Below are 22,511 nucleotides of genomic sequence, written 5' to 3'. Positions count from 1 at the left end.
CCTCCCGGTACTAAAAAACGTCTCAAGGCCGCACATCCGGCCGCCCTTCGGGCTTAACCGCCGGGAATCTTGGCACGCGGACTGATTTCAGAATCCATACGTGTATGAGTTGGTTTCGATGGCTGGACCGTTGAGGCTGTATTGAAGCACGTGACCGTGGCCCCTGTTTGTGGTGTTGACCGTAAATTGGAACTCTGCGGTTCCGCCCTTGAGGACGTCGGTAGTGCATGTGAGTGCGCCGGAATCTGCTGCGTTCACGATGCAGGTCCATCCTGAAGGGGCGTTTACGGATGCTGGATCTATCGAGGCGTGTTTCGATAACGAGAAGGCTGCGGTTGCGGTGCCGAGATCTGCACCGCCTGTGATGGAAAAAACAACGACTATGCTCCGGGTTCTGGGATCGCCGTTAACATCCGAGACGTAGGCACTCCCCTGGACGCCGGCGGCCTGGATCGAATCAGAGACAATGCCCGGTTCAGGCCCGGGCGGAGGAGCCGTGGCCGACGACGCGGCTGGGGCGGGCTGTGGGGCCGGGTCCGGCGCAGTTTCGAAAGGCAGGGAAGGCGAGGGCCCGGAGGGCGTAACGGGGGTGGAGGGCGGTTGAGCCGCCGGCGTTACCGCGGTTTGGGGCCGTGATGGCGCAGGTGTAGGCAACACCGGCCCAGGGGGAACGTCGTTACGTGAGGTCCCGCCACCAAGCGCGTCAAGCTGGCCCTGCGTGGTCAGATTGGCTGAGTCACTGACCCCGCCAAACATGATCGTCGCCATAAGAGCACCAGCGGCGGTCATCACGACGGGATTGACCAGGGTGGTCCCGGTTGAGGTTCCCTGCAGGATGCCGGCCTCCCCCAGTTCCTTGGACCCGTCGCCCCAGGCCGCCAATGGGATGCCTGTGACCAACGGCAACAGCACGGCCCGCATGGTTCCGCGAACGTCCTCAAGTTCAATCAGGACAGCTGTGCACGCCGCGCAGCCATCCAAATGGCTGCGGACACCCGAGGCTTTCTTCTTGGAAAGGCCGCCACGAAGATAGGCCCCCAGCTGGGACCTGAACTCCGCGCATCCCCTGCGCTCCGGGTCATTGATATGGGACTGCAGGTACTGGCGGCGCAATCCCTCACGGGCCCGTACTCCGAGCGCGGAAACGGCGTTGGGAGAGAGCCCCAGGATCGGGGCGACCGCTGCCGGCTTCATCCCTTCCACGTCCAGATACCAAAGCACCGACTGCCACCGTTCAGGCAGTGCGCGATACGCGCGCGTGACGGTCCGCGACTCAAATGCGCGAATGACCGGGTCCTCCTCCACCACATCGTGGTCGAAGTTCGCTTCTATGTCTGCCGGGGTGGTTCGGCGTGCCTTTCTGTTGGTGTGATGGGCGAGCCTGGTGACGGCGGAGAGTAAATACGCGCGGAAAAACTCCCGGGGACCACCGCCGGATTTGAGACTTTGAAGCACGGCCTGGAATGCTTCCGCAACGACGTCGTCCGCGTCACCTGGGTTATCGACGTTCCTCCGTGCCACAGAGGAGGCGATGGATACATGCCTCGTGTAAAGCCCTTCATATGCTTCCGCGTTCCCGGCGCGAACCATCGCGATGAGCTCACGGTCACTGGCGACCGCAGCTGCCCGAAACCTACCTGCCATGACTTCCCCTAGAGCTTCAGAATTCTTGGCCATATGTGTTGTGTGGCCTACGGGCGCCATAAATGACGCCTAACCGGGAACTTCTCCGCAAATTGAACTCATGCCCCGTCGCCGATTGGATTGAGGAGCCCCCGCCGATATGCGCAGGAAAGGCATACAACACGGCGGATACGAGTGCGAACACCAGTCCGAACATGGTCGACTTACCGCTCGGCCGAAAAATGGGGACGACCCCAACCAGCCCGTCCAGTGCCGCGATTGCCACCGTCGCGGCAACCATCAACCAGATACCTGCCTTCGATTCCTTCATCAAACGAGTGAACCAAGGCAACATCCCCCGTGTCCGGGCCTCAAACAAAACGTGGTCTGACAGACCAGACTCGCGGACACCCGATGCATAGAGCGGCAGCCGTGAGTCTGCCGCCTCAAGGACTGCGCCGACGTCGGTCGCGGAACCGCGACATGTTTCACCAGGAGGCAGCACTTGTATGTCGGGAGGTTCCACGGCATCCGGCGAATCCTGTGCCCGGAGCAGATCCCGCTTCGTACACGTTGACGCATTGAGAGGCAGACATGTCTACAATCCCCTACCCCACAATGGACCCGGCACTCCCGCCCGAGGCTCCTACCGGCTCCGCCACGGCGCGCTCCTTGATACTCGACTATTTGCTCAAGAATGGCGCCAGTAGAGTGGCCGATATCTGCCATGCCGTGAGGTTGTCCAGAAGCACGGTCCATGGTCATCTTCTCAGGCTGGAATCAGCCGGGACCGTCCGCTCGAACATTCCACCCGGGGCCCGAGCCCGCTTCACGCCCTACTTCTCCCTTAGCCCGGGCCATGCCCGCTGATCAGCAGAAACGCTCGCTCAGATAAGTCTGGGGAGAATGGGCCGCGAGAGGCTCCTTGTTTGTGAACATCGACGGGAAAGAAGCGTGCGGCCAGGTCCAGGCCTGGCCGCGCGCTCTGCCGTGATCATAGTCATCGGCTCGTATGTCCAGGCAGACACGGCACCGACAGGATCCGGCGCGCACTCCGTGACAGGGCCGGTCATGTGAAGTGATGGCTGTCCGCCCGGACACCACATCGATGAAGTCTGTCGGATTTCACCACTCCCATGCCTGCCACCTACTAAGTAGAGAAAGGATCAGGATCGTGTCGCGAACCACAATGGAAAAATCTTTGCCACCGGCCTCCCGGGAACCAGCTCGGATGGTCCGGTCACTGTGCTGGCCGTCCGGGATGTGTCCGAAAGTTCTGTCCTAGCGGCCTTCAGCGTGCTTGCCCGGCCATGAATACAGCCCGGGCAGACGGTTGAAGCCCTCCAACCGACCCCGGTCCGCCCTCTCCCAGGAGTGTTCATGGCTACCGGAAGCGTGGGCGATCGAGGCCAGCATAAGCGCGACGCTCTCTCTGTTTACTGCGGTCACGATTTCAGCCAAATTCACGGGAACGCCCTCGGCCATGGAAGCGGCGAACATCAGGAACGCCCATTCACCGTTGGAGACGCGGCCGGCATGTTCGGGGATAGAGGCGAAATCAATCCACGAGGCGCCGCTGAATTCGTCCGTGCCGATCCAGGGATTGCCCGGCGCGGCGAACCGGCCTCCAAACCCACGGAGCAGCAGTTCGGTGGCCGCCTCGCAAGCGAGGGAGCCTTTGGCCCAGGAGCGCAGCCCGTCGGCGTGCGTCACATTCGTATGATTCTTGTCGTTACATTGAAGATCTGCCGCGCCGGTCATGGGGGTCCATCGGTTGAACTACTCAACGACGAAATTATCCCCGCGTGTCGGGCAGGTGGATGACCCCGAAAGTTTCGCCCTGGGGTGCTTGCAGGATCGTCATCCGCCCGAACGGACTGTCCATGACGGGTATGACGAGGCTCCCGCCCAATTCGCGGGCTTTCGCTGCGGTAACGTCGACGTCATCGCTGGCAAACCAGGCCAACCAGTAGTTAGGTGCACCGTCGGGAAGCTGCGTGTCGTGGTGGATGCCACCGACTTCTTCACCGTCCGAGATCCGCTTGAACGTCGAGTAGACAAAGCCGTCACCGTCAATGTCCTTATAGCTGAACCCGAAAACCTTTGCGTAAAACTCCCGGGCCGGGCCGTAGTCGCGTGTGTGCAACTCATTCCAACACAATGCCCCGTGCTCGTTGACTCGTTCTGCGCCGATGTGAGTCCCGGCCTGCCAAACGCCAAATACCGCGCCAACGCTGTCCGCGGCGATCGACATCCTGCCGGAGTCCATCACATCAAACGGCGGGGCGATAAGACCCCCGCCCGCTGCGGCCACCTTCACCGCAGTGGCATCCACGTCGTCGGACCCAAGATAGGTGGTCCAGACCGTGGGCATCTCCGCATTCTGTTTCGGCCCTAAACCCGCTACCGATTTCCCACCAAGATGAGCAAGCCAATACCCTCCGGAATCCTCACCGCCGGAGGAGTACTCCCAGCCGAACAACTCGGTGTAAAACGCCTTGGCGGCATCCAGATCAGTGACTCCAAGATCGGCCCATGTCGGCGTCCCCTCGGGCCATTTTTCAGTACGAACAGGCATCTTCACTCCTTCGACTCGCGCCACATCCCGTGGCACACCCACTGTGTGAATTCCCCGGAACCGGGAAATTCACCTTTGGGGGACACAAGGAGTCCGTTAAAACTACGGACATCCTTACAGTGGCCTTCAGTCAGATTTCGTGCCGCAACTCCAATGCCGATTTTCAGGAATTCTCCACCCGTTGCTCTACAAGCCCGTGGTCTTCCGGCGTCGTCGCTCGTTGCGGCGAAGCTGCAGGATTCGTGCTCCGCCTGCGATTGCCACGAGTATTCCACCTCCGACGGCGGCCATGAAGAACGCGATTCCCTGGGCCAGGCGGCCTTCCCAGCCAAGGAATTTGACCGCGATCATGTCTTGGTTTTGGATGAAGAAGATTATCAACAGCACCATCACCGCAAGACCGAACGCTACGGCCCCCCAAATGACTGCTGTCCTCGTGACCTGCTTATTTCGATCAGCATCACCGCTGATGGGTTCGGGGATTTGGCCCCGGACGGTGATTCTGGCCGAGGAGAGGCATGTCCGGGGTCCGCCGGCTCTTCTGAAGTCATGATGCTATTCTCCCTCGTCTGAAGCTTCCCATGTCCAACGATTGGCGGTGGAGCTGCGGACACTGCTGATCGCGTAGAGGCCCTCGGGACCCGCACTAGAGCTGGCGCGGGAACGTCGCTGCCGACGAAGGCCGGAAGCAGGTTAGCTGACCGGCCGGGAGGGTCGAACTTCGGAACAATGGCGTCATGTTCCAGTGGTTGTGGACACAAGATCCTTGGCGGTGTTCCCGCATGTGAACACCCGGCGGCCGAGGCCGCACCAATTCCAGGGAGGTATCCAGTGTTTGTAAGCGGCAACTTTAAACTGACCGGAGACGGCAAAACTGATTGACCGTTCGCGGCAGTGGTTTTGACCAGCGGCGGCAAGCATTTTTGAACAGCAGTCGGCCACTACGGGTGGCTTGGCGTGCCGGGATTCCCCCTTGTCCATTCCTCGTGTCGTTACGGGGAGAGCCCCTTCCTTCCGCGGTGAAATGGCGATGCCAATCGTGTATTTCACCCGTTGCGGGAAGGAAGGGGCTCGTTATGAAGTCTCCAGGAGAGTTCATGGAAATTTTAGCTGCTTACGATTTGACCCGGTCCTACCGGGATGCCGCGAAGATCTGCGGCGTTTCACACAATACGGTGCGCTCTTATGTGAAGGCCCGTCAGGAAGGCGCGCAGGCGCCGGTGGCCCGGCACCGCGGCCGGATGACCGACCCGTTCCTGCCGCAGATGATCTCCTGGGTCGAGCAGTCCCGTGGGAAGATCCGCGGTGATGTCGTGCATGAGAAGCTCCTCGCTCTAGGGTTCACCGGGTGTGAGCGGACAACCAGGACAACGCTGGCTGAACTGAAGGCCAAATACCGGGCCCGGAACGTGCGCGTGCACCGGCCCTGGACGCCGGAGCCGGGTCTATGGCTCCAGTTCGACTACGGGGATGGCCCCGTGGTTGACGGTGTGAAGACCGTGTTGTTCGTCGCTTGGCTGGCCTTCTCGCGGTTCCGGATCGTGATCGCCTTGCGGGACAAGACCATGCCGAGCGTCTTCGCCGCCCTGGACCGGACGTTTAGGCTGATCGGCGGGATCCCGACCTACATTTTGACTGACAACGAGAAGACGGTCACGATCGAGCACGTCGCCGGAATCCCCGTGCGGAACGCGCAGATCGTGGCGTTTTCCAGGCACTATTCGACGTCCATGCAGACGTGCATCCCGGCCGACCCGGCCTCCAAGGGCGGGGTCGAGAACGCGGTCAAGATCGCCAAAGCCGACCTCGTCCCCAAAGAGACGAACCTGCTGCCCGAGTACCGGTCCTTCGCCGAGCTGGAGGCTGCGTGTGAGGCGTTCATGGAGGAGGTGAACTCGCGGGTTCACCGGGCCACTCTGGAGATCCCCAAGGACATGCTCCGCGTTCTCGAACGTCCCCGGCTGCACCCGGTCCCGGAAACCCCCGTCACGGCCAGTTTCGGCCACACCCGCCAGGTCCCGCCGAACACGCCCATGATCACCTTTCAGCAGTCCCGGTACTCCGTCCCGCACACCCTGATGGGTGAGATGGTCTGGGTCCGCGGCACCGAGACCGAGGTCGTCATCGTCCACGTCGGGGACGCCGGCCCGGTGGAGGTCGCACGGCACCAGCTCACCCGCCCAGGGACCCCGGCGATCATCGACGCCCATTTCCCGCCGGCCCCGTCCGGTGCCCTCGAACGGGTCATCCGCCCCACCAACAAGGCCGAGGAAGAGTTCCTGGCCATCGGCGCCGGCGCCGCGCTCTGGCTCAAGGAAGCCGCCGCTGCCGGAACCCAGAAGATCCGGCACAAAATGGAACGCGCCGTCACCCTGGCCAAGGTCCTGGGCGCCGGCGAGGTCGACAAGGGCCTCGGGGCGGCAGCGGTGCACCAGCGCTTCACCCACGAGGACCTGTGCTCCATCGTCAATACCGCCGGCGGCACAGGCCACACAACCGGCACCACCCGCACCGTCACCGACCAGGGCCAATGGTTGAGCCAGGGCACCGGCTCCTGGGCGAATTTCGGCACGACACCCACGACCGCCCCGACCACCGATCCAGTCGTTGACGGCGATTTTGAAGGAGCCCTCGATGAGCGCTGACACCATGTCCCCGCCCCTGACCGACGCGGCGGTGGAGCAGGTGATCGCGCTTATGCGCACGACCCGGATGCCGCACGCCCGCGCCGTCGTCGCCGATGTCCTGGCCACCGCGAAAGCCCAGCGCTGGGACCCCACCGAGGTCGTCCGTGTCCTGCTCGAAGCCGAAGCCACCGGTCGGAACGCCTCGATGCTGGCCACCCGGCGCAAACGCGCAGGTTTCCCCTCCGGGAAGACCTTCGATGTCTGGGACGAGGCTCTGTCCACCCTCCCGGCCGCAACGACATCGTTCCTGCGGACGCTGGAATGGGTGCGGCGGCGGGAGAACCTGATCGCGTGCGGGCCCTCCGGCACCGGCAAAACCCTGCTGCTGGAGTCCTTGGGCCAGCAGGCCATCGACCAGGGCATGTCCGTGTCCTGGCTGAGCATGGAAGACCTCGGTGCGCTCGTGCGCCGGCACCGCATCGATGACAGCGTGAACAAAGCCATCACCCGGGCCACCAACGTGGATTTGATCTGCATCGATGACATCGGCCTGCTGCCGGTTTCCGCGGACTCGGCCGAGGGCTTCTACCGCGTCGTGGAGGCCTCCTACGAGAAGCGGTCCCTGGCGATCAGCTCGAACATCCACCCCTCCGGGTTCGATGAGCTCATGCCCAAAACCATCGCCACCGCGACCGTTGACCGGCTTCTCCACCACGCCCACCTCTGCCAAACCAGCGGCGAGTCCGTCCGGCTCATGCAAGCCCAGAACGGGAAAGGAACCCGCCCCATGAACTAACCCCAAACCCTGGTCAGGCGCACTGAAACCCGGCATGCCCGGGGCGCCTGACCCTGTCCAAAAATACTTGCCGCGACCGGTCAATCACTTGCCGCCAGCGGTCAAACCAACATGCCGCCACCGGTCACTTCTAAGTTGCCGTTGACAAGTGTTGTCGTTGAATGAGATGAATGCCCAGATCCGGAGTGGACACCTTCTTGTTCGCCCGGCACAGGAGTGGGACGATCTTTCGGCCGCGCTGACGCTCGCCCGCAAGAGCCAAGACACGGATTTCGCGGAGCGCATGAAGGACGCGCTCCTGCACTCCTGGCAGACCGTTGCCACCAAAGTCCTGGCCGATACATTCGACGCTGCCGGGATCGCTGTGACATGCGCAACCCATCCATGGGGCATCGCAACGTTCTCCGCATCAGGGAACAGTTGTGAACCTCTGCTTTGCAAGGAAGATTCCGGCGATGGTCTCTTGGCAACTACTATCCAACCGCAGTTGCTTGACTTCGAATCGGTAATGAACGGCTACGTTCGGTGTTTGAACAAACTGCAGGCAGCTTGACCGGGGACGGCGAAGGCGGCTGCGAACCTTGTTCGCAGCCGCCTTCGTTGACCTTGAAGTCATTGTCCCGGCAGTGACAGCGGAGACAAATCGTGGGCTGTTTAGCCTTTGAAGATCTGGCCAACGGAATAGATAGAGTCGCCGGCGATCAGGCCTGCTCCGATGAGGGACACTTCGGTTTCTCCGTTTTGCGGCCGGTATTTGGTCCAGATGAAGCGGAAGAGCAGGGCTGCGAGGACGAGCCAGCCGGCGTTGGGGGTTCCGATGAGCAGTCCTGTTGCGAGCAGGACGCCCATTTGGCGTTTGGCCCCGCCGATGATCTGGATGATGGCTCCGGGGATGGCCCAGAGGATGAGGTTGCGGATGACGTCAGGGTTTGTCAGGCCGGCTTTGATGGTGTCCGCGTAGACCATGGCGGCGGGCGGGAGGTGTCCGGCGGTGAAATAGGTGTTCCAGAGCAGAGCGACGAGGCCGATGGCGACAGTGAAGCCGATCATGGCGGAGAGCAATTGCTGCCGGCGGCCCTCGATTTCGAAGGCCGTGTACGGCCGGTTTTCTCGGCGGAGGATCCAGCCTGCTTTGAGGTCGTAGCCCATGTCGGCGAACGCTGGGCCGGTGGCGGCGCAGTATCCGACCAGGAGGGCCAGGGGTACGGCGGGGATCTGGAGCAGCAGGCCGGCGACGAGGAAGATCAGTGTCACGGCGAAGGCGGGGAACCAGCCGGCGTGCATGGCCGCGAGGCCGACGATGAGTTCGTGGACGATCGCGGCGACAGCGGCGAAGAGGATCCAGGCGATCACTGCGGGGACGGACATTTGGGTCCAGATGCCACCGAGCGTGGCAAGGATCAGGGCGCCGGCGACGTAGAGGACGTAGCCGGAGGCGAAGGTGCGGCGCAGCTTGCCGGCGCTGACGGTAGAGACGAGGGATGGGTCTTCCGGTGCTGCGGCGCGGGCCCGGGCCAGGATCTGGTCTTTCTGCCGGTCTTTGGCGGATTTTTTGTCCAGGAGGATGCGGACCGCCTGGACCAGGGCAACGATTCCGGCGCCGATCATGACCCCGTGCGGGACATACATGGAGGAGAGGGTGAAGTGCAGAATCGCCGGAGCGTATTGGCTCACCAAGAGCCCGACGGCAAACATTCCCAAGGCCCATACGTTGCCGATCAGCGCGACTCCGGCCGCGGACATGGGCAGTCCGAAGAAGGATGCTCCTACGCCGATGGCGCCTCCGGCGGCCATGAGGAGCGCCCGTTTGCCTCCTTTGTCGCCGGCGAGGATGGTTTCGGCGGCGGCCACTCCGGGAGGCCAGGCTGCGTCGGCGGGGAGGAATCTGGACCCGAAGCTCTTGTACAGGATCCAGGCGTCAATCAGCAGGCCCATTGACGCGCCGACGAGCATGGGACCGACCAGGTCGGTCCGGCCGAATGCGAAGGGGACCGCGATGGGTGTGAGCAGTGAATTTGCGGCGGCGAAGGTGGCACCGGAGATGGCACTTTGCGCGAGGTTTTGCCGGTTGATGTCGCGCATCTTGGCCAGCCCGAAGAACGAGATCCGGCCGATGATCATGGCGATGAGTGCGCCGATGACGGAGGTATTGGCGGAGATGCCGATGGTGGTGATCATGTGCAGGCCGATGACGGCGCCCAGGATGCTCAGGAGAACGGTGACCACCAGGGTCACGGGCTCAAAGGCCCTGGGGTGGCGTGCTTTGGTGTCGTCTTTGACATTGAGAGGCTGTGCCATGGGAGGACTGATTTCTGTGGGAGGGATCGTTGGGGGTGGGGCGGTTCCCGCTCAGGCCGGGGTGGTGGCTGCGGCGAGTGTTTGATCGAGGTGCTGGAGCTTGGACATGGTCCCGTAGCGGGCGGTCAGCTGTGCGTAGTCTTCGTCGTCGAAGAACGCCAGCTTGTCGCGTCCGAAGTCTTTGGCCGTTTCGATGACGAACCTGACGGCTGATTCGACGCTGCCCAGGTCGGTCGCTCCGGTGGCTGATCCGGGAACGGCCGAGATGGTGGTGATGGCCAGCCCGACGACTGGCGCGGTGGTCGCGGTGCAGGGCTGGACGATGGAGTTCATGTGGTAGACGTCGTTGCCGTAGGGGGTGATGTCCTGCATGGTGATCGGCAGGACCACCGGCGCCATCCCGGAGGTCTGTTCGGCGATGTCGAGCAGCGGCTCGGCCACGCGCAGGATCCACCCTTCTTTGATTGTGGGGGTGATGGCGAATCCGCGGTGGTTGCAGATGCGGTTGCCCTTCGTGGTGTCTACGGAGATGATGGCGTCCATGTCCGGGGTGACTTCATACTTGTTGTTGATCGACATATCGATCGAGGAACCCATGAACGGGACGGGGTCGTGGGGTTGCGTCGGGGCGTCGGGGTCGATATGAGTGCTGACGATGACGTCGCCCTCAAGCCGGTCTCCGCGGGAGGCCATTTCCAGGAGTTTGGCCGCGGCGGCCACGACTGTCAGGGCGCCGTCGCCGTCGGAGACAAAACCGATCTTTTCAGGCCTGGCTCCCAGTCCCCCGAGCCGGCCGATGATCCCGAGGGTCGGCGCCGCGCCGCCGGCGCTCTTGCCTCTGGTTCCCGGGATGAGAACGCGGACGAAGTCCGTGGCTCCGGCGTGGCCGGCGACGGTTTCCACGAAGACATCATCGGCTCCGTGGTTCTGCCATAGATTCCTGACCGCCTCGCCGTTGGCTGCCGGGCTGTCCAGCAGGTCAAAGGATTCCAGCACGTGCTTCCAGGACATTGTTTTTGCTCCTTTTTTATGGGTCAATGCAGGTTTCATTGCGGCGCCGGGGTCACCGGCGCCGTGTCTGGTTCTTTGGGTTGGGTTAGCCGAGCAGCTCAGCGGCGATGCGTGCAGCGACGGATCGTGCCAGCAGCACTGGCAGGCCGCTGGCTTCGACGACCAGGGAGCGCATCCGTGCCGTGTAGCCGATGCAGTCCAGAACGATGATCTCGGCGCCGTCGGCTCTGAGTTGTTTGGCGGCTACCCCCAGGGATGCCACGTCCGTGGAATAAGGGGTGGCTGCCGCCGTTGAGAGTGCCACCGTCCCGGGCAGCAGGGCCCGGTATTTGGCCTTCGCGTCCTCCTCCTGTTCGGCCAGAGGACAGATGATGCCGACACAGCGGGTCGGCGAGGCGACGGCGGCCAGCACGTGGGCCAGGACGTGGTCCGGTTCAATCAGTGGTTTGTGGTGGATGAACTCTGGGAAAGTCCCTGTGCATGCCAGCAGGAGCACGTCGACTTCGCCCTGCAGGTCCAGGATGGCCACCTGGACCCGTCTCACCAGAGCTTCCTGGCCGACGACGGCGGCCGTCCCGTCCCGCAGACGCGTCGTCATGACATGGTCTCCGGATACCGGAGCAAGTTCGGCGATTTCCGACGCCGAGAGCCCGTCCAATGCGCCTCGTTCAGCGATGCACACACCAGGAAGAAGGTCCGCGAGTTCCGGGGTGAGGTCCGTCCGCGGCGTCTGCCCGATGGTGATGACGCCCAGGGTCCGTGCGGTGCGGGCCGGGGCCGCAGGTGGTGGTACGTCGTTCATCTGAATCCTTTCCCGGCGCCCGCCGTAGCTTGCTGCCGGCTGTGATCTGCCCGACATTTTGGACTGCCTCAATTAGCCCACGGGATGCTCACCATAAACAATCAATTCCCACTATTTGGGAGGTAGAATCTATCTTTGGGATGGAAATTCGGGAATTTGCCGTTTTCGGCTCCGGTGGCCCCTATGCTTTTCCCATGACATCGTCCCCGCAACCCCTTCCAGGCGCCGATGCGCAGTCCCCGCTCCAGACTGTTGACCGCGCCCTGGGGATCCTCTTGTCCTTCAATGAGTTCCGCACGGACTGGGGAGTTCTTGAACTTGCCGAGACCTTCGGACTGACCAAGTCCTCCGCCCAGCGGCTCCTGGCCTCCCTCGCGGCCCAGGGGTTTCTCCGCGCCGACTCGTGGACCCGCCGATACAGTCTGGGGCCTGCCATGTGGAGGATGGCTTCCCTGTGGGAACGAACCGGGGGCCTGGCACGGCTTGCCGACACCGTCCTCACCAGGCTTTCACAGGAAACCACCAAGACCACGTTGTTCGCCATCCCCGACGGGGCCTACGTCAGGTGCATCGCAGCCATCGACGGTCTCCACGGCCCCCTCCGGGCCAACCCCCTGATCGGAGACCTGTACCCGGCCCATGCCGGGGCCACCTCGAGGTCATATTTCGCGTTCCTCAGTCCCGCCGAGCGACGGAACCTGCTCCAAGGCAGGCCGCACCCAAGATACTCCGAACACACCGAGGTCGATGAGCAGCGCCTCGAAGCGCTGTTTGATCAAACAGTCACCGACGGCTACGCCTTCTCCCAAGGTGAATATGACCCCTCCACCAGGGCACTGGCCGTTCCGGTGCTTCTGGGGCATCGCCCGGTGGGTTCCTTGTCCATCTCCGAAAGCAAGGTCCAACAGGACGGCACAGACCTGATGGACTTCCTGCCCCAACTTCTGGCAGCAGCCCAGGAACTCTCCGACTTATTGTCCAACAAGACGGCCGCACCCCAACGGAACTGGCGCCACGGCAAGAGCCTGTCCAACCAAACCCGGTCACGAACGAAAGCTTGAACACATGCTCGATCTTCTGCTGTTTTCCAACTCGACCAACGCCAACAGGAGCTACCTCGACCACGCTCGCGACGAGGTCGCACAATTCCTGGAAGGGGTCACCGAAGTCATCTTTGTGCCCTACGCCCTTCAGGACCACGACACCTACACCGCGAAAGTAGCTGAAGCGCTGGCTGCCCACGGCATGAGTACCCGCGGGCTGCACACGTTCGACTCGCCCGAGTACGAGTTGGCCGAGGCCCATGCTGTCTTTGTGGGAGGAGGCAATACCTTCCGGCTCGTCTCACAGCTGCACCGGCAGGGACTAATGGATCCCCTGCGGACCGCGGCCCTGTCCGGGACCAGGTACATGGGAGCAAGCGCCGGAACGAACATCGCTTCTCCGACGCTGCGCACCACCAACGACATGCCCATCGTCGAACCCCCAAGCTTCTCGACCCTGGGCCTCGTACCGTTCCAGATCAACCCGCACTACCTGGACGCGGTCCCCGGCAGCACCCATGCCGGGGAAACCCGCGAAACCAGGCTCAGCGAATTCCTCGAAGAAAACGATGTCCCGGTCCTGGGCCTCAGAGAGGGAGCGCACCTGCGGGTCACCGGCACGGCGGGAGAACCCAACTTCACGGCCATGGTCGGCGGCACCGCCGTCACCCCGGGTCTCGGCCCGGCCATCACCTTCCTCAAAGGCACGCTGCCCCGGGAAACAGCCGGCGATATTAGCGCGCTCTTCGAAGTCCCTGCACGATTCGACGCAGGTCTGTCCGGACCCGGTCAGGATGGGCCGGTTCTATAAGAACGGGTCACGGAATGTTCAGGGCCCGCCCGAAAGGAAGAGGTCTTTGGCATTCCATCGGATCTGCGGCCGCAGGGCCGCAACTCCCGGGCCAGACTTCGGTTGTCAGACCGTCCCCCGCGAACCACGCCGAGATCGGGGTCCCTGACCTCGCTTCCCGTGTCATGCTGCCGCTATCGAATCCTGGTCAGGTCCTGATCCTTTGAATCTTCAAACCTGACCTTCTGCTGTCTCTTGATGAACAGCAGGACCAGGCCGACGGCCATGAATTCGACGACAGCGATTAGATAGAGGCCCCCTGTGTAGTCTCCGGTGGAGGCTTTGATGCCGCCGAGGACCTGGGGAGCGAGGTATCCGGCGAGGTTGGCAATGGAGTTGATGACCGCGAGACCGGCCACGAGGGCTGTGCCTGACATTAAGCGGGCTGGGAGGTTCCAAAACACGGGGATGGCGCCCATGGTGCCGGCTGCTGACAGTGCCAAGGAGAGGCACGCCGGGGGCGCTGCCCTGGTTCAGGAAAACGGCCGCCAGCACCAGCCCAGTCGCGCCGACCCCTGCGGCCACAGCCGTGTGCCATCGGGATTCGTGGTTGCGGTCCGAGAGCCAGCCGTTGCCGATCATGCCAAGCCAGCCGCAGGCGTAGATGGCGGACAGGACCCAGCCCAGGGTGGTGATATCGGTAATGCCGACGGCTTTACGAGGCTGGGGCCGTAGAACGTCAATGTGGCGTCACCGGCGACAATGCAGAAGAAGGTCAGGATCAGCACCCAGGTGCTGGCTTTGCACAGGGAGGACCAGAAGCTGTGGTCCCGGTCGCCCAGTGTCGTGTTCTCGACGGCTAGTTCGAAGGCGACGTGCTCCTTCTCTTGGGTGGAAAGCCATTTGGCGTTGATCGGTTTGTTGGTCAGGATGAAGACGGCGGCGAAACCCACGACTACGGAAGGGATGCCTTCAACGATGAACAGCCACTGCCAGCCAGCCAAATCAAGGACGCCGTTGAGGCTGTCCATGATGAATCCGGCCATAGGGGAGCCGATCATCAGCGACATCGCAGAGGCCGACATGAAAATTGCCATGGCTTTGCCGCGGCGGTGGGCGGGGAGCCAGAAGGTCAGGAAGAGTATGACGCCGGGCTGGAGTCCGGCTTCGAATGCTCCTTGAAGGAATCGGAGGGCGTAAAACTGCCACTCCTCCCGGACGAAGGCCAATAGGATCGAGACAACTCCCCAACCCAACGCGATGCGCATGATTGTCTTGGGTGCTCCGATCTTCTGGAGCAGGAGGTTGCTGGGGACTTCAAAGAAGAAGTACCCGAGGAAGAAGATGCCGGCACCCGCCCCGTAACAACCTCAGTCCAGTGCAGGTCATCCACCATGGTCAACTTGGCAAAGCCGATGTTGACCCGATCGATCCACGCGAAGAACCAGACCAGGGTAAGGAACGGGATGAACCGGAAAACAATACGCCTGAACGTACGGCTTCTTTCCTCGAAGGTCGAGGGCAGCTGAGCGGTGGAGTGCGTTTCGATGATGCTCCAATATCGATGGATCGTCCGACTAACTTTTTTATGGCCGGTTCGCTAAATTCCGCAATGTGGAATAATATATCCGCAATGAGGAATGTGGGTTAGATTACTTTCCGGCAACGCCCAGGTCAAGAGCCAAGCCCTTTTCGCCGAATGTGACCGCTCTCCCCAATCGCCCACCGCTGGAGCCACGGGAAAGTGGATCCTGCCTGCCGGCACGTTCCGGAATCCTCTGGAGTGTTCACTCCTTTTTGACGGGAAACGGGCGGCCGGGAGTCTCAGTCCCAGCCGCCCGCGATGCCGGGTCGCTGTGCCGGCAAACATGGCCTGACGGATCGAGACGCTGGAGCCCTCACCGCCGGACCAAGGCCTGGCATGCACTCTGGGAGGTCCGCCGCAGCAATCCCCCTACAGGACTGCGGAGAACTTTGCCTCGCGTGCCAGACACCTACTAAGTGTCAAAAGGATCCGGATCGTGTCACAACGGCCCAGGAAATCTTTCGGCACCCTGCGTCAGTTCCGCGGACGAAATTCGCCCGTACCTCTAACCATCACCGGAGCCCGGTCCCTGCGAGGGACCTGAAAAGGAAACCAGACGGACAATTCCGTCGCGGCGAAACGCTCCTAATCACCAAGACGTGCTCCGTCTCCCGTCACACCTCGTGATGTCCGCCAAACGTGCTTCGCGACGTGGCGCGGCGGTATCCCTACGGGTTCAATGTCTCCAATGGAATATTCGCATCGGGGAAAGCGAAGGCAAAGGTCTAGACGGCGGATAGGAGGAGCAATGTTCTTAGCTGGCGATGTGGTTTTCGGGCGCCAATTCTGTGAGATCAACGATGCGCCCGTTGGCCGCGGCCTCGCGCACAGTCCAGATCCCTGCTATTGCCGCATCTTCGTCCTCAAAAGCATTGGAGGTGAGCAATTCATCTCCACTTTCGGTGACAAGTTGGAATCTCACGCGGGCATCCGCGTCAAAGTGGAGATTGAATCTTGCGGCCATTTTGGTACTCCCTTGTTCGCTGGTCTTATTCTTCCCTGTGATCCAGGGGGCGGCTCGATGGCGTCCGATCATTTCCAGGTCAGCCGATGTTGGTGGCGCTGTAGGGGCTTTTGCCGCTTACTTGCCACTGCGCGCCCCCGGTGATGTTGGCCCGGACGCAAAACGGCGTCGTGCCATTTGACTAGGCATTCTCAATTCCTTTCATGCAAACCAGTGACCGGCAGACCCGAGAAGGTGCGCCACTTGCTTAGTAGCGAGACTTTGGAAATCGTGTCGCCGATGATTCGACCGACTTGCGGGCGATCGTGCAGAACCAGTCTTCGTCTTCACGGCGGTTGACCAAGGTCCACGCGACCTCCGGATCAACTGGCCAGACGACATTCCAGACCTGCAGGCGCCCCGGGCGCTCAGACCGATCTTGAGGAACGCTGACATTGGTCTAGCGGCGAGCACCGGTCATTCGTGGTCCGACCCTGAAACAGAAGACTGCGCTCATTACGTCTAAGTTGCCCATGGAAAGGCAGCTATCGGCTCCTAGCGGCTCCGGAATTTGTCTTGCCAGGTTGGCGACATGTTTCGGGCACTCAAGACACATACATAGTGCCTGGCATGCGAGAGAAGTGTGAAATGCGCCTCTGGCCTGTTAGGGCTCCGCCACGGAGCCGTCCTCCGTGGAGCGCGTGTCAGGCCGTGCCACGGCGGTCGGGGACCCCATGCTTATCCGACCACACGGGGCATGCGCAGGGATCCACGGATCCCCGCAAGGCGTGCGGTCGGATCTGAGACCCCGGCCGCACGCCTCTTTACAACACCATTTTTTCAAACACCAGCTCCAGGGCCCCATCCGCTCTTTCAGAGAGACTTAGCCCGAAGGACGAAAGGTCTCCCGTGGCTCACGCCGAGAACACGATCATCGTTAAGCGTCCGATCAGTGACGTCTACGTCTTCATCGCCAACCCGCTCAACGAACTCAAATGGAGGAATGGGATCCAAAGCATTGCCCTGGAAAGCGGGATCGCAGGAACTGTCGGAGCCATCTACAGCCAGACCCTCACGGGTCCAGGCGGCAGACCAATCAAGGGTGACTTTGAAATCACCCGCGCGGAACCTGGCTCCCTCCTCGCATTCCAGGTCATTGCCGGCCCCGCCCGCCCCGCTGGCGTCTTTCATTTGGCCGAGGTCCTGAACGGCACGAGAATTCAATTCGGACTCGACCTGAAGACCAAAGGCCTCATGAAGCTCATCGACCGCTCGATCACGCGGACGATGCTGGCCGAAGTCGCCCAACTTCACAACCTCAAGACCGCCTTGGAATCTCACTAGAAGATGTCGATTGCTGCCATCCCCGATCGTGTGGCTGGCTACTGGACTTTCGGCGACGGCGACTGTGTCACTGACCCCGGCGAACTCGGCCAGCCCGGCATAACGCCCGACCAGGTCGCGAGGGCACCTGTCCCCGAGGTGCCGGATATGCCCGTCGGCGTCGGCGTCCCGCCGGGCTTTGGGGTCACGCTGGCTGTCGGCGTCGCGGTGGGTGACCCGGTCGGCGTCGCTGTCGGCGTCACGGTGGGCGTGGGCGTCGGCGTCGGCGTCCCGCCGGGCTTTGGGGTCACGCTGGCTGTCGGCGTCGCGGTGGGTGACCCGGTCGGCGTCGCTGTCGGCGTCACGCTGGGCGTCGGCGTCACGCTGGGCGTCGGCGTCGCCGTCGCCGTCGGACTGCCGGTGGGTGTCCCAGTCGGGGTCGCCGTGGCCGTAGCAGACGGGCCCGGCGGCACGACCTTCGCCTCCTGCACCCCGCCGGTCACTAACTCCTCGGGGGGCCTGCCGGGGACGGACCACACAGACCCCGCCGAGGCCGCCGTTACAGAACCCGGCCGGTAACTGACCATGGCAAGGTCCCCGAGCCGGTCAACCTGCCTGGTCGGCAAGAAAGACCAGTTCATCGGGTTGGCATAGACGCCGTTGAGAATCGTCTCAAAGTGCAAGTGACAGCCCGTCGAGGACCCCGTGGTTCCCACCCTGGCGATCACCTCGCCCACCCGGACCGACTGCCCCTTGGCCACCGCGACCCCCTGCAGATGGTTGTACGTGGTGACCAGCCCGTTTCCATGATCGATCTCCACCCGGTTCCCGCCGCCCCACGGATGCCAGCCCACAGCGCGGACCACACCGGAATCAGCCGCATAAACGAGGGCGCCGCAGCCCGCGGCGAAATCCTGGCCCCAATGGAACTCCCCGGGCAGGCCCGTGAAAGGGTCGATCCTCAACCCGAAGGGAGAGCTCGGAACCAGCACCTCCAGCGGAGCGTAGAGTTTCCCGGCGGCAGGCCGGTCAAGGGAACTCGACGCGACGTTGAGATTGCCGACCCCGTTCCTGTCCAGGGTCTGGACCGGGGAGCGCTCAAAAGACACCGTGGCCTTCTCACCTGCAGGAACAGGAGCCGAGGACAGGCTTTGGACCGCAGCCCCCGGCGCACCGGAGGTGCTGCCGTCGGCGGGAAGCATGCCGGGTTCCACCTGGCCCGCGGCCAACGATCCCCCGGCCGATGGCCCGCCCAGGCGCGGGCCCTGGAAGCCAAAAGCAAACGTCACCAAGACAGCCAGGAAGCAAGCCGACAGGACCCGGCCAAATTTTCCAGAGAGCACCAGATCAACGATCCGGCCAGACTCATGATGCTTTCCCACAGCGGCTCCTGAGACAGGCGCACCCGTCGGTAGGTTCACTTCGATCCCTTGAAAGAAGGGCTTCAAAGGTTAAGAGCACCCCGACTTCAGATCATGACAGGGATTTCGGACGAATTGCGGACGACCGCGAAGGAACAGTGCCCGAGCATCCACGGACGAGCCCGGCCCGTGTCAAGACCCCAAGGCCACCATGTATATGGTGAACCCATGAATGACACCAGCCTCACGCCCACCGCCGGCGTACTGTTGGCCGGCGGCGCAGGGACCCGCCTGGGCCTCGGCCCCAAGGCACTGCTGCCCTTCCGCGGCCGCACTTTGGTGGAATTACTCGCCAAGGCGTTGCTCGACGGCGGATGCCACGAGGTAGTGGTGGTGCTCGGTGCCGGAGCAGAGGAAGTCCGCCGCACCACAGATCTGGACGGATACCTCGTGGTGGACAATCCGGAGTGGGCGTCCGGTATGGCCAGCTCATTCCGGACAGGTATCGCAGCGGCTGCCCATGGCCACAACGTCCTCGTGGCATTGGTAGACCAGCCCGGCCTGACTCCCGGCGTCGTCGCCAGGCTGCTGGCCGCTCACCGACCCGGCCGCGTGACGGCCGCAGGGTACGCGGAGGACGCCATCAACGGCAGTGCACCCGCAAAGCTGCGGCGTGGCCATCCCTTGATCATCGACGCCGCCCTCCGCGCCGAGGCAGCCGAGTCCGCCGTGGGCGACGCCGGAGCTCGCCGTTTCCTCAAAGCCCACCCGGGGCTGGTGGACGTTGTGGACTGCAGCGACCTCGCCGATGGAACAGACGTGGATACCAAGGCACAGCTCCACCTCCTGACCGACTAGCCGGCCCGGCCGACCCGCCACCCAAACTGACTAGCAGTAGATGCCGTAATGAGGGCTCAAAACGGCATTAAATGCGAGCCAGTTGGGTGGGGGCGGCGGCGTCCTTGAGCGCCAGGTAGATCTTGTCCCGAGCGATGGGGAGTTCCGCGAACCTCACTCCCGTAGCGTTCCGGATGGCGTTGGCCAGTGCGGGCGCGACGGGGTTGAACGGGCTCTCGCTCATGGACTTCGCACCGAGCGGCCCCATCTGATCGTTCGTTTTCGCGAAGTAGACCTCGCTGCGCGGCACGTCAGCAAAAGACGGGATGTGGTACTGCCGCAGGATGTCCGTGGTGACCCGTCCGGCGTCGTTCACGCGGACTTCCTCATACAGCGCAACGCCGAGCGCCTGCGCGATTCCGCCTTCCACCTGGCCGCGGCACTGCCGCGGATTGACCACGACGCCGGCATCGGCTGCTTGCACGCTCTGCAGGATCCGCAGCTCCCCCGTTCCGGTGTTCACAGCGACCCGGAATCCGTGGACGTTGAAGGCGACCGAACGCGGTGTTCCACCCCAGCGGCCCTCTGCGGCGAGTTCCGCGCCCTGCTGCTGCGCGGCGTCGTACACCTCGGCGAGCGTTAGGACCTGCGAGCCGCAGCGCACCGCACCGTCCTCGAGCACGCAATCCGCCTCCGGAACCGCGGCGAACGCGGCCGCCGCAGCACGAATCCGGACGGCCAGCTCCTGTGCCGCGAGCAAAGTGGCCTGCCCGGCCACAACTGTGCCCGCGGAGCCAAAGGCACCTGTATCGTGCTCCACGAGGTCCGTGTCGGACTGGCGCACGGCCACCGTCGACGCCGCGGTGGACAACGCGGTCGCGGCCAGTTGGGCGTGGACCGTGGTGGTGCCGTTGCCGAATTCGGCGGTCCCGACGGCGGCGTCGAACGTACCGTCCGGCAAGAGCCTAAGGCGAGTGTGGGCGAAGTGGCCGCGAGGCGGAACCGTGTCGATCATGGACAGCGCGGAACCGACACCGGTGGCCCACTCCGGGCCAAGGTCGTCGAGGCCCGCGTCCTGGTAGCGCTTCTCCCCCGCTCGAGGGCGTCCCGGACCAAAGCCACGCACTGGTCCAGGCCGTAACTGCCGTAGAAGACGTCCTCTTCCGGCTCCGGATTCGTCGAAAGCATGTCATCACCCGGCCGGACCATGTTCCTGAGGCGGAATTCCAAGGGATCCATGCCGATTCCGACGGCGAGCTCGTCCACGGTGGACTCGATCGCGAAGATCATCTGGCTCAGCCCGTAGCCGCGGAAGGCGCCAGCCGGGACAGTGTTGGTGTAAACAGCCTGGGCATCCACCTTCTTGTTGGCGCATTTGTAGACGGCCAAGGATTCGCCGCAACCGTGGAACATCACTCCGGGCGCGTGGTTTCCATACGCGCCCGTGTTGGTGACCACGTCCAGCTGCATCGCCGTCAGGTGCCCGTCCCGGGTAGTCCCGGCCTTGACCTTGATGGTGAAGGGGTGGCGCGTGGTGGTGGCGGTGAATTGCTCGGTGCGGGTGAACTCCACCTGCACCGGTCGGCGCAGCTTGAGGGCTGCCATGGCAACGAGGTCCTCGGTGAGCACTTCTTGCTTGCCGCCGAACCCACCGCCAACCCGACCAGCGACCACGCGGATGCGGTCTTCCGGGAGATCGAACACTCGGGCCAGGGTGCGCCGGGCAAGGAACGGCACCTGGCTCGAGGAACGCACCACCAGCCTGTCCTCCCCGGGCTCCTCAGAGGGTTCCAGCCACGCGATGGAGCAATGGGTTTCCATCGCGACATGCTGCACCCGTTGGGTCTGGTACGTGTTTTCATGGATGAAATCGGCCATTGCAAACCCAGCCTCCACGTTCCCCAGCTCGGAATGGACCTCTGCCACGACGTTGTTCTGCGGGCGGGAAATCCGGGCCGTCTCCGCGTCCTTCTCCCCGTGGATCGCGGGGGCGCCGGGCCGCAACGCCTCTTGTGGCGAGAAGACGGCGTCGAGGAGTTCGTACTCCACCTTGATGGCCCGCGCCCCGGCTTCGGCTGCGCCCACCGATTCGGCAACGACGGCGGCAACCCGCTGGCCGATGAATCGCACCACGTTGTCGAGGACCCGGGTGTCGTCGGGATCATCGGTGTAGAGCTCGTGCTGGGCGGTCGAGAACAACCGAGCCGGCGCGTCCTCGTGCGTGAACACCGCAACGACTCCCGGTACCTGGAGGGCCGCCGTCGTGTCGATCGAAACAATCCGGGCGTGCGCGTGCGGCGAGCGCAACAGCTTGAGGTGCAGCAGTCCGGGGAGTTGTTCCGCGGGGACGTCGAGCGTGTAGCGGGCGGAGCCCGTGACGACGGCGCGACCCGCAGGGGCGGGAACGTCGTCGCCGAGCTGGCCCGCGTTTGATTGAGCCGCCGCGCCGCCGTCGGGAGCGTGGGTGTGACTGCCGCACACAGCGTCCGCGATAGAGCGGTAACCGGTGCAGCGGCACAGATTTCCCTTGAGGCTGCGCGGGAGGTTGGCCTTCTGTTCGTCGTCGAAGGTAGCGGCGGTCATCATCATGCCGGCTGTGCAGAACCCACATTGGAAGCCCTGGTGTTCCAGGAACTGCTGTTGCACAGGATGCAGATCTCCCCCGCTGGACAGCCCCTCGATAGTAGTGACCGAATGCCCCTCGGCGCGCAAGGCCGGATAGATGCAACTGTGCACGGGCGTGCCGTCCACGTGGACGGTGCAGGCGCCGCAGTCGCCGCCGTCGCACCCCTTCTTGACGCCGAAGTTGCCCTGTTCGCGTAGGAATGTCCGCAGGCACTGGCCCGGGCGGGGTGCGGCCTCGGTGGCGGTTCCGTTGATCTCTATTGCCATGC

21 protein-coding genes are annotated in these 22,511 nt (G+C 63.2%); 8 read left to right on the top strand and 13 right to left on the bottom strand.

Translation table 11 applies throughout. From position 1 onward, the window contains the following. Positions 1 to 87: 87 nt before the first annotated feature. On the bottom strand, positions 88 to 1,677 hold the full coding sequence (locus tag OW521_RS14935) for a sigma-70 family RNA polymerase sigma factor (RefSeq protein WP_268020409.1): 1,590 nt from the start codon (positions 1,675 to 1,677) through the stop codon (positions 88 to 90). Positions 1,678 to 2,217: 540 nt separating this feature from the next. On the opposite strand from OW521_RS14935, the gene OW521_RS14930 reads away from it, so the two are divergent. Continuing rightward, entirely contained in the window at positions 2,218 to 2,493 is a 276-nt protein-coding gene (locus OW521_RS14930; protein ID WP_268020408.1) for a winged helix-turn-helix transcriptional regulator, read from the top strand. A gap of 411 nt (positions 2,494 to 2,904) precedes the next feature. Here OW521_RS14930 and OW521_RS14925 read toward each other — a convergent pair whose 3' ends face one another. The 3 genes from OW521_RS14925 to OW521_RS14915 all read right to left on the bottom strand — a co-directional run bounded on the left by OW521_RS14925 (position 2,905) and on the right by OW521_RS14915 (position 4,591). Then, entirely contained in the window at positions 2,905 to 3,384 is a 480-nt protein-coding gene (locus OW521_RS14925) for a hypothetical protein (RefSeq protein ID WP_268020407.1), read from the bottom strand. 34 nt (positions 3,385 to 3,418) lie between these two features. Then, positions 3,419 to 4,201, bottom strand: coding sequence for a VOC family protein (locus OW521_RS14920; protein ID WP_268020406.1), 783 nt, complete (start codon positions 4,199 to 4,201; stop codon positions 3,419 to 3,421). A 186-nt stretch (positions 4,202 to 4,387) separates the two neighbouring features. Then, positions 4,388 to 4,591: a lipopolysaccharide assembly protein LapA domain-containing protein gene (locus OW521_RS14915; protein ID WP_268020405.1), complete on the bottom strand. Its 204-nt coding sequence runs from the start codon at positions 4,589 to 4,591 to the stop codon at positions 4,388 to 4,390. A gap of 686 nt (positions 4,592 to 5,277) precedes the next feature. On the opposite strand from OW521_RS14915, the gene istA reads away from it, so the two are divergent. The 3 genes from istA (at position 5,278) to OW521_RS14900 (ending at position 8,177) form a co-directional block, all read left to right on the top strand. Next, positions 5,278 to 6,846, top strand: a complete 1,569-nt coding sequence (gene istA / locus OW521_RS14910) for an IS21 family transposase (protein ID WP_268020404.1) — start codon at positions 5,278 to 5,280, stop codon at positions 6,844 to 6,846. Then, positions 6,836 to 7,624: an ATP-binding protein gene (locus tag OW521_RS14905; protein ID WP_326493961.1), complete on the top strand. Its 789-nt coding sequence runs from the start codon at positions 6,836 to 6,838 to the stop codon at positions 7,622 to 7,624. Before istA ends, OW521_RS14905 begins: the two co-directional genes overlap by 11 nt. Before the next feature lie 157 nt (positions 7,625 to 7,781). Next, positions 7,782 to 8,177, top strand: a complete 396-nt coding sequence (locus OW521_RS14900) for a hypothetical protein (protein WP_268020403.1) — start codon at positions 7,782 to 7,784, stop codon at positions 8,175 to 8,177. A gap of 101 nt (positions 8,178 to 8,278) precedes the next feature. On the opposite strand, the gene OW521_RS14895 is transcribed toward OW521_RS14900, so the two are convergent. The 3 genes from OW521_RS14895 to OW521_RS14885 all read right to left on the bottom strand — a co-directional run bounded on the left by OW521_RS14895 (position 8,279) and on the right by OW521_RS14885 (position 11,735). After that, positions 8,279 to 9,922, bottom strand: coding sequence for an OPT/YSL family transporter (locus OW521_RS14895; RefSeq protein WP_268020402.1), 1,644 nt, complete (start codon positions 9,920 to 9,922; stop codon positions 8,279 to 8,281). 51 nt (positions 9,923 to 9,973) lie between these two features. Beyond that, positions 9,974 to 10,933 (bottom strand): DUF1177 domain-containing protein, encoded by a 960-nt coding sequence (locus OW521_RS14890; protein ID WP_268020401.1) that lies wholly within the window; start codon positions 10,931 to 10,933, stop codon positions 9,974 to 9,976. 85 nt (positions 10,934 to 11,018) lie between these two features. After that, a complete protein-coding gene (locus OW521_RS14885; protein WP_268020400.1) occupies positions 11,019 to 11,735 on the bottom strand; it encodes an AroM family protein in 717 nt (238 codons plus the stop codon). Positions 11,736 to 11,929: 194 nt separating this feature from the next. On the opposite strand from OW521_RS14885, the gene OW521_RS14880 reads away from it, so the two are divergent. Beyond that, the gene (locus OW521_RS14880; protein ID WP_268020399.1) at positions 11,930 to 12,796 is read left to right on the top strand and encodes an IclR family transcriptional regulator; all 867 of its coding nucleotides are present in this window, start codon (positions 11,930 to 11,932) and stop codon (positions 12,794 to 12,796) included. Positions 12,797 to 12,800: 4 nt separating this feature from the next. Continuing rightward, complete coding sequence (gene pepE / locus OW521_RS14875; protein ID WP_268020398.1) at positions 12,801 to 13,589, top strand: dipeptidase PepE; 789 nt, start codon at positions 12,801 to 12,803, stop codon at positions 13,587 to 13,589. A 173-nt stretch (positions 13,590 to 13,762) separates the two neighbouring features. Here pepE and OW521_RS14870 read toward each other — a convergent pair whose 3' ends face one another. The 3 genes from OW521_RS14870 to OW521_RS14860 form a co-directional block, all read right to left on the bottom strand. Then, a complete protein-coding gene (locus OW521_RS14870) occupies positions 13,763 to 14,005 on the bottom strand; it encodes a hypothetical protein (RefSeq protein ID WP_268020397.1) in 243 nt (80 codons plus the stop codon). Positions 14,006 to 14,206: 201 nt separating this feature from the next. After that, positions 14,207 to 14,869, bottom strand: coding sequence for an MFS transporter (locus tag OW521_RS14865; protein WP_268025898.1), 663 nt, complete (start codon positions 14,867 to 14,869; stop codon positions 14,207 to 14,209). Positions 14,870 to 15,907: 1,038 nt separating this feature from the next. Then, positions 15,908 to 16,117, bottom strand: a complete 210-nt coding sequence (locus OW521_RS14860) for a DUF1508 domain-containing protein (RefSeq protein WP_268020396.1) — start codon at positions 16,115 to 16,117, stop codon at positions 15,908 to 15,910. A gap of 888 nt (positions 16,118 to 17,005) precedes the next feature. Here OW521_RS14860 and OW521_RS14855 point away from each other — a divergent pair. Further along, a complete protein-coding gene (locus OW521_RS14855) occupies positions 17,006 to 17,440 on the top strand; it encodes an SRPBCC family protein (protein WP_268020395.1) in 435 nt (144 codons plus the stop codon). Positions 17,441 to 17,478: 38 nt separating this feature from the next. Here the strand turns inward: OW521_RS14855 and OW521_RS14850 are convergent, their stop codons facing one another. Then, a complete protein-coding gene (locus OW521_RS14850) occupies positions 17,479 to 18,801 on the bottom strand; it encodes a M23 family metallopeptidase (protein WP_268020393.1) in 1,323 nt (440 codons plus the stop codon). A 207-nt stretch (positions 18,802 to 19,008) separates the two neighbouring features. Here OW521_RS14850 and nboR point away from each other — a divergent pair, with 207 nt between their 5' ends. Beyond that, entirely contained in the window at positions 19,009 to 19,638 is a 630-nt protein-coding gene (nboR, locus tag OW521_RS14845) for a nicotine blue oxidoreductase (RefSeq protein ID WP_268020392.1), read from the top strand. 67 nt (positions 19,639 to 19,705) lie between these two features. Here the strand turns inward: nboR and OW521_RS24410 are convergent, their stop codons facing one another. Further along, positions 19,706 to 20,743, bottom strand: coding sequence for a xanthine dehydrogenase family protein molybdopterin-binding subunit (locus OW521_RS24410; RefSeq protein ID WP_442781159.1), 1,038 nt, complete (start codon positions 20,741 to 20,743; stop codon positions 19,706 to 19,708). Beyond that, positions 20,629 to 22,509, bottom strand: a complete 1,881-nt coding sequence (locus OW521_RS14840) for a molybdopterin-dependent oxidoreductase (protein ID WP_442781158.1) — start codon at positions 22,507 to 22,509, stop codon at positions 20,629 to 20,631. The genes OW521_RS24410 and OW521_RS14840 overlap by 115 nt, the downstream gene beginning before the upstream one ends. Positions 22,510 to 22,511: the final 2 nt, after the last annotated feature.

The sequence above is a fragment of the Arthrobacter sp. MMS18-M83 genome (assembly GCF_026683955.1).
Lineage (GTDB): Bacteria > Actinomycetota > Actinomycetes > Actinomycetales > Micrococcaceae > Arthrobacter.
This window is presented reverse-complemented; position numbering and strand designations above follow the sequence as displayed.

Excerpts from the sequence above, each read along its gene's own strand:
- OW521_RS14935 (WP_268020409.1), bottom strand. The coding sequence starts at position 1,677 with ATGGCCAAGAATTCTGAAGCTCTAGGGGAAGTCATGGCAGGTAGGTTT.
- OW521_RS14930 (WP_268020408.1), top strand. The coding sequence starts at position 2,218 with ATGTCTACAATCCCCTACCCCACAATGGACCCGGCACTCCCGCCCGAG.
- OW521_RS14925 (WP_268020407.1), bottom strand. The coding sequence starts at position 3,384 with ATGACCGGCGCGGCAGATCTTCAATGTAACGACAAGAATCATACGAAT.
- OW521_RS14920 (WP_268020406.1), bottom strand. The coding sequence starts at position 4,201 with ATGCCTGTTCGTACTGAAAAATGGCCCGAGGGGACGCCGACATGGGCC.
- OW521_RS14915 (WP_268020405.1), bottom strand. The coding sequence starts at position 4,591 with ATGGTGCTGTTGATAATCTTCTTCATCCAAAACCAAGACATGATCGCG.
- istA (WP_268020404.1), top strand. The coding sequence starts at position 5,278 with ATGAAGTCTCCAGGAGAGTTCATGGAAATTTTAGCTGCTTACGATTTG.
- OW521_RS14905 (WP_326493961.1), top strand. The coding sequence starts at position 6,836 with ATGAGCGCTGACACCATGTCCCCGCCCCTGACCGACGCGGCGGTGGAG.
- OW521_RS14895 (WP_268020402.1), bottom strand. The coding sequence starts at position 9,922 with ATGGCACAGCCTCTCAATGTCAAAGACGACACCAAAGCACGCCACCCC.
- OW521_RS14890 (WP_268020401.1), bottom strand. The coding sequence starts at position 10,933 with ATGTCCTGGAAGCACGTGCTGGAATCCTTTGACCTGCTGGACAGCCCG.
- OW521_RS14885 (WP_268020400.1), bottom strand. The coding sequence starts at position 11,735 with ATGAACGACGTACCACCACCTGCGGCCCCGGCCCGCACCGCACGGACC.
- OW521_RS14880 (WP_268020399.1), top strand. The coding sequence starts at position 11,930 with ATGACATCGTCCCCGCAACCCCTTCCAGGCGCCGATGCGCAGTCCCCG.
- pepE (WP_268020398.1), top strand. The coding sequence starts at position 12,801 with ATGCTCGATCTTCTGCTGTTTTCCAACTCGACCAACGCCAACAGGAGC.
- OW521_RS14870 (WP_268020397.1), bottom strand. The coding sequence starts at position 14,005 with ATGTCAGGCACAGCCCTCGTGGCCGGTCTCGCGGTCATCAACTCCATT.
- OW521_RS14860 (WP_268020396.1), bottom strand. The coding sequence starts at position 16,117 with ATGGCCGCAAGATTCAATCTCCACTTTGACGCGGATGCCCGCGTGAGA.
- nboR (WP_268020392.1), top strand. The coding sequence starts at position 19,009 with ATGAATGACACCAGCCTCACGCCCACCGCCGGCGTACTGTTGGCCGGC.
- OW521_RS14840 (WP_442781158.1), bottom strand. The coding sequence starts at position 22,509 with ATGGCAATAGAGATCAACGGAACCGCCACCGAGGCCGCACCCCGCCCG.